Annotated in this window: 11 protein-coding genes; 5 read left to right on the top strand and 6 right to left on the bottom strand. The window is 39.9% G+C overall.

Annotation, left to right across the window (positions count from 1 at the left end; all coding sequences use genetic code 11):
* Window positions 1-83 precede the first annotated feature (83 nt).
* From sdaAB to QZT73_RS10100, 3 genes are read left to right on the top strand one after another with little or no spacing between them, the layout of a single operon-like run.
* Complete coding sequence (sdaAB, locus tag QZT73_RS10110; RefSeq protein ID WP_291787942.1) at window positions 84-758, top strand: L-serine ammonia-lyase, iron-sulfur-dependent subunit beta; 675 nt, start codon at window positions 84-86, stop codon at window positions 756-758.
* A gap of 1 nt (window position 759) precedes the next feature.
* The gene (locus QZT73_RS10105) at window positions 760-2103 is read left to right on the top strand and encodes a TolC family protein (protein ID WP_291787939.1); all 1344 of its coding nucleotides are present in this window, start codon (window positions 760-762) and stop codon (window positions 2101-2103) included.
* 15 nt (window positions 2104-2118) lie between these two features.
* Entirely contained in the window at window positions 2119-3420 is a 1302-nt protein-coding gene (locus QZT73_RS10100; protein WP_291782800.1) for an efflux RND transporter periplasmic adaptor subunit, read from the top strand.
* 43 nt (window positions 3421-3463) lie between these two features.
* On the opposite strand, the gene QZT73_RS10095 is transcribed toward QZT73_RS10100, so the two are convergent.
* Genes QZT73_RS10095 through accC form a run of 3 tightly spaced genes read right to left on the bottom strand, consistent with a single transcriptional unit; the run spans window position 3464 to window position 6839 of the window.
* Entirely contained in the window at window positions 3464-4039 is a 576-nt protein-coding gene (locus tag QZT73_RS10095) for a Maf family nucleotide pyrophosphatase (RefSeq protein WP_291782803.1), read from the bottom strand.
* Window positions 4036-5337 carry a DUF1015 domain-containing protein gene (locus QZT73_RS10090; protein ID WP_291782806.1) on the bottom strand — a complete coding sequence of 434 codons (1302 nt, stop codon included), beginning with the start codon at window positions 5335-5337 and terminating at the stop codon, window positions 4036-4038. The genes QZT73_RS10095 and QZT73_RS10090 overlap by 4 nt, the downstream gene beginning before the upstream one ends.
* Complete coding sequence (gene accC / locus QZT73_RS10085; protein WP_291782809.1) at window positions 5337-6839, bottom strand: acetyl-CoA carboxylase biotin carboxylase subunit; 1503 nt, start codon at window positions 6837-6839, stop codon at window positions 5337-5339. The genes QZT73_RS10090 and accC overlap by 1 nt, the downstream gene beginning before the upstream one ends.
* Window positions 6840-7017: 178 nt before the next feature.
* On the opposite strand from accC, the gene QZT73_RS10080 reads away from it, so the two are divergent.
* Both QZT73_RS10080 and QZT73_RS10075 read left to right on the top strand, forming a co-directional pair.
* On the top strand, window positions 7018-8268 hold the full coding sequence (locus QZT73_RS10080; RefSeq protein WP_291782812.1) for an aminotransferase class I/II-fold pyridoxal phosphate-dependent enzyme: 1251 nt from the start codon (window positions 7018-7020) through the stop codon (window positions 8266-8268).
* A gap of 100 nt (window positions 8269-8368) precedes the next feature.
* Window positions 8369-8545, top strand: a complete 177-nt coding sequence (locus tag QZT73_RS10075) for a histone H1 (protein WP_291782815.1) — start codon at window positions 8369-8371, stop codon at window positions 8543-8545.
* A gap of 296 nt (window positions 8546-8841) precedes the next feature.
* Here the strand turns inward: QZT73_RS10075 and QZT73_RS10070 are convergent, their stop codons facing one another.
* The 3 genes from QZT73_RS10070 to QZT73_RS10060 form a co-directional block, all read right to left on the bottom strand.
* Window positions 8842-10704: a M1 family metallopeptidase gene (locus tag QZT73_RS10070; protein WP_291787937.1), complete on the bottom strand. Its 1863-nt coding sequence runs from the start codon at window positions 10702-10704 to the stop codon at window positions 8842-8844.
* A 338-nt stretch (window positions 10705-11042) separates the two neighbouring features.
* Window positions 11043-11930, bottom strand: a complete 888-nt coding sequence (gene rfbA / locus QZT73_RS10065) for a glucose-1-phosphate thymidylyltransferase RfbA (RefSeq protein ID WP_291782820.1) — start codon at window positions 11928-11930, stop codon at window positions 11043-11045.
* Between the two features lie 42 nt (window positions 11931-11972).
* The coding region (locus tag QZT73_RS10060; protein ID WP_291787934.1) for a hypothetical protein at window positions 11973-12160 on the bottom strand (188 nt) is incomplete at its 5' end.

The following is a 12160-nucleotide window of genomic DNA, read 5'->3' as shown; positions in this document are numbered from 1 at the left end:
CTCTTGCCAATGATTCTTATAAAAAATACATGTACAAATAAAATTACTACTAAATTAGCACACTAATTGAAACTAAAACACGGATGGGAAAAAGCAGTGTATTTGATATGATCGGTCCTGTAATGATTGGCCCTTCCTCCTCGCATACTGCAGGAGTGGTCCGGATTGCAAGGGCAGCCATACGTTTATTAGGTGCTATTCCCGAAAATGCCACAATCACGTTTTACAATTCTTTTGCCAGAACCTATGAAGGTCATGGAAGTGATAAAGCCATTTTAGGTGGTTTATTGGATTTGAAAACTGATGATCCTGGAATTAGGACATCCTTTGATTTGGCAAAAGAGAAAGGACTTGAATATACTTTCAAGTCCATAGGCAATGCATCTATTTACCACCCCAATACCATTAAACTCAACCTAAAAGTAGGAGAGAAAAAGATAGAAGTAATTGGAGAAAGTTTAGGAGGTGGAGTGATTAATATTGCTGAAGTGGACGGTTTTAATGCAAACTTTTCCGCACAACTGCATACATTGATTATTAAGGCAGATGATGTTTCGGGAGCCATTGCCTTTATCTCTTCTGTCATCGCACAGGAGAAAACCAATATTGCAACCATGTCAGTTTCCAGAAAAGGAAAGAATGATCTGGCCTGTCACGTCATTGAAATGGACTCCGGCATTCAGCCAATCACAATTGAATATCTAAAAAGTTTGGCATGGGTCAAAGAACTGATTTATATACCTGATATTGATCTTTAATATGAAATACAATTACATTTTACCTTTTTTAATTGCCATTTTGCTTTCATCTTCATTAAGAGCACAAGATTTCAATCTTCAGGCATTGGATTTACAGACGGCCATTGATGTGGCGTTGGAAAATAACCTAAACCTTCAAAGAAGTCAGGTCAACTTAGCCACACAGGAAGCCAACTTGATCGGAAACCAAGGACAAAGAATTCCTACCTTTTCCACAGGAGCCAGTACAGGTTATAGATGGGGTAGATCAATCAACCCTGTTACCAACCTTTTTGAAAACAATAGAATTGGGAATATCAACTTGGTAGCCAATTCAAATCTTACCTTATTTGCAGGTCAGCAGATTACCAATTCCATTAAACAAAACCAGACCGATATTGAAGCAGCGAAATTCAATGTGTTAGCAACAGAAAATAACATCACACTGAATGTAATCAATTTATTTATAAATGTGGTATTTGCAAAAGAACAACTGAATATAGCTGAAAACCAATTGGCTACTACAAAAGAGCAACTCACTGTAACCACCAAACTTGTAGATGCAGGTTCACTCCCTTTGGCAAACAAGCTGGATATTCAGGCTCAAAATGCCACCAATGAACTAGAAGTCATTAATGCATCCAATAATCTACGAATTGCCAAGTTGAATCTGGCACAATCGATGCAGATCCCTTTTGACAATAGGCTTGAGGTAATAACTCCAGATCTGAACCCAGAAAATTATGGACTGACTCAAAAGGTAGTCGATGAAATTTTCGAAATTGCTTTGGAGCTTATGCCGGAAATCAAAGCCGCACAACTTGGTATTGAAAGTGCAGAATTCGGTGTGAAAATTGCGAAAGCAGGTTTTTTGCCTACTTTAGGAATTGGTGCAAGTGCTTTCTCGAATTATATTGACCAATTCTTTATGGGAGAAAGACCTGACTTTTCCACTCAGGTTCGGAATAACTTTTCGAATTCTGCAAACTTTCAATTAAACATTCCAATTCTTTCTAACTTCAGAAACAGGGCAAATGTCCAGAGGGCAAGGTTACAAAAAAGACTGAGCGAAATCCAAGAAGAAGAAACAAGGAACCAGTTGCGTCAGGATATAGAGTCTGCCTATACAAATGCTTATGCGGCCCGGCAGTCCTACCAAGCTTCCCAGATTCGGGTGTCATCTTTAGAGGAGGCCTTCAGGATAGCGCAACAACGTTTCGATGCAGGGGCCATTAACTTTGCGGATTATCAACTGGCTCAAAATAATTATTTTAATTCTCAGGCTGATTTGGTAACTGCCAAATACACCTACATTTTCAGGGTCAAGGTACTTGACTTTTACTTAGGAAATCCACTTAAATTATAATAAAGGCAAAACATAATGGCTAAGAAAAAATCTAATAAAACGATTTATATCCTTTTAGGTGTATTGGGTGCGATCATCCTTTTTGCAATCATAGGCAGATCAGCGGGCTGGATAGGTGGAGAAAAAGAAATCGCTGTGGAAACTGCCAAAGCTAAAAAAACCTCGATCACTGAAAAAGTGAGCGCCTCTGGTATCATTGAACCTGAAATCGAGGTCAAGCTTAGCCCGGATGTGGCAGGGGAAATCATAGAGTTGAATGTAATTGAAGGCGATTCTGTGAAAGTTGGCAATCTTTTGGTGAAAATCAGGCCGGATAATTTTATATCAGCCTTGGATAGAGCAAGGGCCAACTTGAATCAAAATAAAGCCAATCTGGCACAGTCCAATGCCAATTTGAAAAGGGCTGAAGCCCAATTTATCCGGGCTGAATTGGATTTTAAACGAAATGAGAAACTATATCAGGACAAGGTAATTTCTGATGCAGACTGGGAACAAACCCAGGCAAATTTTCAAACCGCCAAAAACGACCTTGACGCTGCTCAACAATCTGTTTTAGCGGCGGAATTTATTGTTAAATCATCACAAGCTACTGTTGATGAAGCTTCAGAAAATCTTCGTTTGACCAATGTTTATTCACCGGTGAATGGTATAGTCTCCAAACTGTTGGTTGAAAAAGGTGAAAGAGTGGTCGGTACACAACAGATGGCAGGTACCGAAATGCTGAGATTGGCAGATCTATCCAGAATGGAAGTAAGGGTGAATGTCAATGAAAATGACATTATCCGTATCAGCATGGGCGATACAACGCTAATTGATGTGGACGCTTATGCTGCAACGGGGAAAAAATTCAAAGGAGTTGTCACTTCCATTGCTAATTCTGCCAATGAAAAAGCCAGCCCTGATGCAGTGACCGAATTTGAAGTGAAAATAAGAATACTGAATGAATCTTATGCAGAACTCATTACAGAAAGGAATAAGTATCCATTTAGGCCTGGTATGACTGCAGCAGTGGACATCATCACGCAGAAAAAAGACAATGTGCTGTCTGTCCCATTGGCAGCAGTTACTACTCGAGATGACCAATTGATTGAAAATCCTGATGGATCAAGCAAATCCAAGGAATTGGTATTTATCGTAGAAAATGGCAAAGCGAAAATGGTGGAAATCAAAACGGATATCTCCGATTTTGACAACATTGAAGTTTTGGATGGCGTGACTGAAGGTCAGGAAATCATTTCAGGTCCATATTTTGTAGTGAGTAGACAATTGAAGGATGGCGATGCGGTAAAGATCAATAATCCTGAAAAGAAAGATTAATATCCGGAAGTCCTGCGTTATAAACGCAGGACAACGGAACCGCCTACCAATCCCTCAAAGCTTGATAAACCAAATGGACCGGTAAGCCCATTACCGAATAAAATGAGCCCTTTATTTTTTTTACCCCTATGTAACCTATCCACTCCTGTATACCATAAGCCCCTGCTTTATCAAAGGGTTTAAAATGATCAATATAAAAATCAATCTCTACTTCTGACAAAGACTTGAAAAATACGGATGCCTCATCTTGTAAGGTAATGGTTTTGGTATTGGAAAGCAGTGTGATGCCAGTACTGACAGTATGTTGCTTTGCAGACAGGGACCTTAGCATTTGTCTTGCCTCTTCTTTATCCCTTGGCTTTCCCAACACCCTTCCCTCCAGAATAACCACTGTGTCTGATGTCAAAAGGATTTCATTATCAGCTAATTCGCCTAGAAATGCATTGGCTTTTTTTTCTGAGAGGAAAGTAGCTACCTCATAGGCATCCATATTCTCTGGATAATCTTCGGCTGTTTCTTTTGTTCTGACTTCAAAATCCAGATAAAGTCCCTTAAGTAACTCCTGCCTTCTTGGGGATTTTGAAGCCAAAATCAATTTCTTGTCAAGCAAATCAATCATGGTGTAAATGCTTCATAAGGGAATGTAAACTCAGATTCTTCTATTGAACCAAATAACAAACCTGATAAGGCTTTCGGATAGAAGTAAGTTGATTTTTGAGGCATGGTAAATCCACATTTACATACCTCGAGAACCTGTGACATAGATACATCTTTGGTAAGCACTGCAAAAGATGCGCTTGAGGACTCCACTTTAGATAGGCAACGGTGCATATTTCTTTCGTATTCAATATGTTCGGAATACCGTTGTTCTTCCATGGGTATTCCCAAAACCCTCTCTATAAAAAAATAATGCATCACTACTAAATCTACTTGTTTCAATACATCCGGTATTTCCAATTTCATCTCCTTTAACATTTCCTGTTTTAAGCTTATTTTATAAGCATTCTCAGGAAAAACCAGTCCAAAAGCCCATTTTTTTTGAAGAATCAGTTCTGAAATCTCTTCTACATCATTGAGCTTTTTTACTAAAAAAAACTCCGAAAGCTTGTCAAGAATTTTCTGTTCGGGGATCGATATATTGGAAAATAACCTATGTGTTGGCAAAATTCTCAAGCTATTGCTCAGTGCATTTGTAAAATACATCATGTGAAAATTGTAGCCTTCTGAACCGGAATGTTCAGGATTCACTCTTTTCATTTCTTTCCTAAAGGCAATTGCTCCTTCATAACGATGATGACCATCCGCCAAAATAATTTTTTTGTCGGCCAACACCTTTATGAATTTTTTGATTGTAGGCACATCCTGTATCACTGCCAGTACTTCCCTGACTCCCTGATAATCTTCAAGTTCATAGATGGGATCCTCTATGGCTGCGTCCATAAAATGGTCTAATGAATGAAGTGGATCCTCATACAATCCATGGGTAGGACTTGTTTGGAATTGTGTAGCCCTTAGAATATCGATTCTATCGTTTACTGCCTTTGCAATGGTGTTTTCATGTCGGAGTACTACCCCTTCATCCCAATCATAGGCTCTGATTTGCGATATAAACCCTTTTCTACAAGACTCCTCTTCTTGTCCAGGGAATTTGAAATATTGATAGTAAACATAAATACCCGGTATTTGATCCTGCACAATCACCTGTTCCTGTTTCCATCGCTCTAGCATTTGCTGTGCATTCAAGGTTGGATTTTCTCCCAAAGGAACTGAAAGATGGATACTGTTGTGGGGCCTGGTATAGAGCGCTTCCCGCTGTTTTGACGAAACCACATCAAAAAGAGGTGCGGTCAATTCTTCTATATTTTCTTTCAAGCGCTCATGATATCTCCAAGCCTTGATAGGAAGGATTTCTGCCATTAAATCAATCTGTTTTTCCAATTTGTCCTAGGGTTGCTGATTCCGTTTTGACCGGATACTCTTTTAAGACGATGTTTCTTCTTTTCCAGTATATCCACAGCCAATGCCGCCAACAACTCCAATTCTCCATTGTCCCACTTGACTTCCAATTTCTCTGGGCTGAAGTATTTTTCAACAAATTTGGTGTCAAAATCACCCGATACAAACGCTTCGTGTTGCAATACAAAACTACAGAAAGCCAATGTGGTCTCTATTCCCGTTATCTGGTAATCAGCAATGGCTTTGATCATTTTTTGAATGGCTTTTTCGCGATTTTCATCATGCACGATCAGTTTGGCAATCATTGGATCATAATAAATTGGAATGTCCATACCTTCTTCAAAACCATCATCCACCCTGATACCAGGACCTGATGGACGCACATAAGTGATCAACTTACCAATATCCGGTAGGAAGTTGTTCTTAGGATCTTCGGCATACACCCTTACCTCTAGGGAATGCCCTTTGATTTTCAATTCCTCTTGAGAAAAAGACAATTGTTTTCCCTCTGCAATTAATATTTGTTCTTTAACCAAGTCTATTCCTGTAATCATTTCAGTTACAGGATGTTCTACTTGTAGCCTTGTGTTCATCTCCAGAAAGTAGAATTGTAGTTCTTCATCCACAATAAACTCCACCGTTCCTGCTCCAAAATAGTTACAGGCTTTAGCCACTTTTACAGCTGCTTCCCCCATAGCTTTTCTCATAGCAGGGTTTACTACTGATGATGGCGCTTCCTCTATAACTTTTTGGTGCCTTCTCTGAATCGAGCATTCTCTTTCAAAAAGGTAAACTGTATTACCTTGGGTATCTCCTAAAATTTGTATTTCAATGTGTCTAGGGGAAGTGATATACTTTTCTATAAAGACTGCCCCATCGCCAAAAGCAGATTGGGCTTCCGAAATGGCCCGCTGCATCTGCGTTTCGAACTCCTCCTCATTTTCGACAATACGCATCCCTTTTCCGCCACCGCCGGCACTTGCTTTTATCAGAATGGGGTATCCAATTTCCTTAGCCTTGATTTTGGCTGCCCTGATATCTGTAATGGCTTCATCAGTCCCGGGGACCATTGGTATACCATACTTTGAAACAGCACTTTTTGCTGCCAATTTACTACCCATTACCTCAATAGATTCAGGAGAAGGCCCTACAAAAATGATTCCTTCATTCTTTACCATTTTAGCAAAACCAGCATTTTCAGACAGAAATCCATATCCAGGATGGATGGCATCTACTTTCAGTTGCTTGCAGGCATCAATAATTTTATCCGCCAGAAGATAAGATTGATTAGATGGAGGAGGACCCAAGCATACTGCTTCATCTGCAAATTGAACATGCGGGGAATTTAAATCGGCCTCACTATATACTGCAACTGTTTTGATTCCCATTTCCTTTGCAGTACGCATGATCCTCAAACTGATTTCTCCTCGGTTGGCTACCAAAAGCTTATTGATTTTTTGCATGTCGGGGGTTTATAAATTAAAAAGGCTTAACTCACGAAGTAAATAAAATAAAATGAGGAAGTGAAAGGAAATTTGAAAAGCGCCCTGTTTTTTGCAAGGATGGACTATTTATATTACTTTTGGCAAGTTTAAAGGTAGATACCTTGAGGAAAAATGTACAATTAAATAGCATAAGACATTGGACTTATTCGAAAAATTACGCACTAATTTGGGCCCATTGGGAAAGCATTCAGAAGTATCTGAAGGTTACTTTGCATTCCCAAAATTAGAAGGGGAGATAGCACCCAGAATGAAATTTAAGGGAAAGGAAGTTTTAACTTGGAGTTTGAATAATTATTTGGGCTTAGCCAATCATCCTGAAGTTAGAAAAACAGATTCGGAGGCTGCAGCCAAATGGGGAGCAGCTTATCCCATGGGTGCAAGAATGATGTCCGGACAGACTGACCTGCATGAGCAGTTGGAGCGAGAATTGGCAGAATTTGTAGGGAAAGAAAGTGCCTACTTATTGAATTATGGATATCAGGGCATTATGTCTACCATTGATTCACTTCTTGATAGAAAGGATGTCGTAGTATATGACAGTGAGTGTCATGCCTGTATAATCGATGCATTGAGAATGCATCTGGGCAAACGCTTTGTTTTTCCCCATAATGATATTGAAAGTTGTGAGAAGCAGCTTCAAAGAGCCACTAAATTGGCCGAGGAGACCGGTGGGGGTATTCTTTTGATTACAGAAGGTGTGTTTGGCATGACAGGTGACCAAGGCAAGTTGGCCGAAATTGTAAAACTTAAAGAAAAATACCAGTTCAGACTTTTAGTGGATGATGCGCATGGGTTTGGGACCATGGGAAAAACCGGAGCAGGTACAGGTGAAGAACAGGGTGTGCAGGATCAAATTGATCTTTACTTCTCTACTTTTGCCAAATCAATGGCATCAATAGGGGCTTTCATTGCTGGTGATGCAGGTGTTATCCTGTATTTGAAATATAACATGAGGTCACAGATTTTTGCCAAATCTTTGCCAATGCTTTTAGTAGAAGGCGCCCTAAAAAGATTGGATCTTTTAAGAACACAACCGGAACTTAAAGATAACCTTTGGAAAATTGTAAATGCTTTGAAATCCGGCCTTCAAGAAAAAGGATTTAGTATTGGAAAATCCAATTCGCCTGTAACACCGGTAGTACTTAATGGTACTGTAGGTGAAGCTGCTACATTAAGTAAAGATCTTAGAGAAAACTATAGCATCTTCTGTTCTGTCGTGATTTACCCTGTTATTCCGAAGGGAATGATTATACTCAGGTTAATCCCAACGGCAGTCCACACACTCGATGATGTAAAAGAAACCATAGCTGCTTTTGAAGCAGTTAAAGACAAGCTTATGAGCGGTTATTACCGAAATACCGAGCTAGCCATGTCTTTTGGTGAATAAAAATATCGAAAAAAGGCGTCATATTGTTGTTTTATAAACATTTTGACTATATTGAACGGAAAATTAAACTAATCATCAACCTAAAAATTAACTTTTGACTATGAGCAGATTTGAAGAAATTAAAAATCTTGTGATGGGTTTAGAGGCTGACTTTGACAAGTTCTATGATAAGGGGAACCAAGCAGCCGGAACCAGAGTAAGAAAAGGCATGCAAGACCTTAAGACTATGGCTCAAGATATCCGTAAAGAAGTTCAGGATAAGAAAAACGCTGGATGATTTCTATGAAATCTAGATAAAAAAGGTGGTCATAATGATCACCTTTTTTGCTTTAGGCCTTCGTATTAAAGTGACAATCACAGAACGTAATATCAAGCGCCGGCTTTAATTTGCTAAAATCCTCACCGCTGCTTACTTTTTGCCTTCCTTTAACCGAAAGCCATCTTTTCGTGGAAATCCGTGTAATTCGTGGACTAAAAGAGGGCGTGGACAAAAGAGCCCGACTTGGATAACTATAAAAAACAAAGCCCTCTAAAATAAATTAGAGGGCTTAAACAATTTATGTTATTAAACCTTTATTTCTGCGGCAAAGTTACACTCACTTCAAATTTATTATTGGCCCTATTGACATCGGCTAAGCGTAAACTTGGGTCAATTTCTACGGATTGGATATCAGAAATGGGCCTTGCTAAAGTAACTTCCTTGGTATAATTGGTCCAAGGCCATTTTTCGGTCATCACCCTTACAGGCATCCCTTCCTCTTCCGGTTTCTCCCCTCTCATAATCACTAAAGGCAGGTAAATGGTTTCCTGCGATCCATCCTGATAAGTTACCACAACATCCATAGGCATTGGCATCTGACCTACCCTTTCTAAAGTGATTTTGGTATTGTCTCCATCTCCTTCTACATTTTTGACACCATAATCAATGGTCTTGGTAGAAGCTACAAAGTAATCTAAATACCAATCCAGTTCCAGTCCAGAGACTTTCTCCATAACACGGATGACATCATTGCCATTGGGATGCTTGAATTGCCAATCATTCCACAATCGTAACATTGCTTGGTCAAAATTTTCCTTTCCCATTACATAAGCTAACTGTTCTACAAAAACAGCTCCCTTGGTATAAGTGCCTGCGCCATAGGCGGAATTACGTTCATAGTGATCTGCATGGGTAGTCAGGGGTTCTTCAAAACCAGATGCTGCCAAACGGAAATAGGAACGGTAATTCCCATCCTGTATGAAATTGGGATCCCTCTCAAATACAGCATCCATCACCACATTGGTACCCCAGGTAGTGAAACCCTCATCCAACCAAGGCTCAGAAGATTCATTAAAGCCCAAAACCCCATAGTACCACATGTGAATGAGTTCATGTATGGTAACACCTGCCAAGCTCCTCATATTTCTGTGTCCGGTAATCAATGTGGACATAGGATACTCCATACCGCCATCACCTCCTTGGACCACAGAAAACTGATCATAAGGATATTTGCCAAAGTTGTCACTCATAAACTGAATGGCATCTACCGTATATCCCTTTAGTCGGCTCCAATTTTCGGCGGTTTTATCATTTTTCACATAGAGGAAGTGAACCATAGGGCCGTCCTCCATCTGTACTTTCTCATGGTTATAGTTAGGATCTGCCGCCCACATAAAATCATGCACATCAGGAGCAAAGAAATGCCATGTCAAAGTATTCCCCTGAGGTGCCGGAACAGTTACTCCTGCATCTTCATAACCATGGCCAATTTCATTGGCATTCTGTAAATAGCCCGTACCGCCAAGAGTGTAGGCTTTATCTATCGTGATTTTTACATCAAAATCCCCGAAGTTGCCGTAGAATTCTCTCCCGATATACGGATTGGCATGCCAACCTCTGACATCATAGGCCGCCATTTTAGGATACCATTGTGCCATTGAATAGCGGATACCTTCTGCATTGTCCCTTCCTGCCCTTCTGATCTGTAAAGGAACCTGCGCCTCAAACTCCATATCAAAGGTTACTGTTTGACCAGGCAAAATGGGTTGTGGCAAATCCACTTCCAAAATTGTCTCTTCATGCACAAAGTTAGTAGGCTGACCATTCATAGTGAGCACATTCACTTTCACGAAGCCAATCTCATCAGGGCCAAGGTTAAAAATCCTGTTTCCTACCCTTCTATCCGGATCAGCTATGGTTCGGGAGCGCACATCCATCATACTATTGGGTTGGAAGGCATTATAGTACAAATGGTAAAATGCCCTGGTTAAGGTATCAGGGGAATTATTGGTATATGCCAATTTTTGGGTTCCACGGTACTGGTTGGTCTCTACATCCATGGTCACATCCATTTCATATTTGACCTTTTGCTGCCAGCGTTCTACTTGGGCCTGTGCAGAAATCACTACAAAAGCTGAAAATAAAATGACAACGGTCAAGCTTAATCTCTTTATCATAAGATACATTTGGTTTTCTGTTTTGAAAATAGCCTAAAAGTCTTTTTAGAACAAACCGATAGTGGAAAAAGGTTTTATGGAGGACAAAGAAACAATAAGTGAATAAAGATTTATCACTTGAAGTCCATAAAAAAACCATTGTACCAAGTACCAAGTACAATGAAACATGAATCTCACATCAGATAGTACGCACTTAATAGTTTTGGACCTATCAGATAAAGAAAAAAACCTCTGACAAGCCTAAGCCTCACCAACGGTCTATAATAATATTTCAAAAGCTTTCGACATCCCAACTTTCATCAAGCTCAGGGCATTGGCTTCGAAATCCCACTTTTCTCCTATCCTCTTTTCTTCGCTTCGGCTCTTTTTATCAGGTACTGACCATATTCATTTTTCTTAAGTTGCTCAGCTAGGGCCATTAACTGCTCATCATCAATATAACCAAGATCATAAGCAATTTCCTCCAAACAGGCCACTTTCAGACCCTGACGTTTTTCTATGGTATGGATAAAATTGGAAGCTTCCAGCATGGATTCATGGGTCCCTGTATCCAGCCATGCATAGCCCCTACCCATCAATTGGACTTTTAACTCCCCCCTGTGTAGATATTCTTGATTGACAGAAGTAATTTCCAATTCACCTCTTGCACTGGGCTGGACATTTTTGGCAATTTCCACTACAGAGTTGGGGTAAAAATACAAGCCTACCACCGCATAATTACTTTTGGGTTCAATAGGCTTTTCTTCAATACTCAGCACCTGGTTATTTCCATTGAATTCCACTACCCCATAACGGTCCGGATCATTGACATAATAGCCGAAAATGGTAGCCCTTTGATTCAATTCCACATTTTCTCTTGACCTTCTAAGTATGCCAGTCAATCCTTGCCCATAGAAAATATTATCCCCAAGGACAAGGCATACCGGGTCATTCCCAATAAACTCTTCCCCTATGATAAATGCCTGTGCCAATCCGTCGGGACTGGGTTGGACGGCATAAGATAACTCCAAACCAATTTCCGAGCCATCACCCAACAATTTCTGGAAATTAGGCAGGTCTTCCGGAGTAGAAATCACCAAGATTTCCCGTATGCCTGCCAACATCAGCACGGAAAGGGGATAATAGATCATGGGTTTGTCGTAAATGGACAACAATTGTTTGGAAGTACCCTTAGTAATCGGATACAATCGGGTGCCGGAGCCTCCAGCTAGAATGATGCCTTTCATCTTGAATAAAAAGTTATTTAAAATAGCGATTAATTGTATGATTTATTCTAAACCAATTTTGGTTTTATTGGACTTATTAAATAGATAGATAAGACTTACTTGACTATGAATAGAGAAAAGGTTTTCACCTCTTGGAAACTCAGGTGTACTTTCCGGAGCAAGTTGCCATTGGTAATTGATACCATTAATCAACTGGAGCTTAGAGCTTAGAATTAGATTATTCCATTGAT

It is taken from the genome of Cecembia sp., from assembly GCF_007126775.1.
GTDB lineage: Bacteria > Bacteroidota > Bacteroidia > Cytophagales > Cyclobacteriaceae > Cecembia.
Note: the sequence above shows the minus strand (reverse complement) of the source record. Positions and strands in the feature narration are given on the sequence as shown.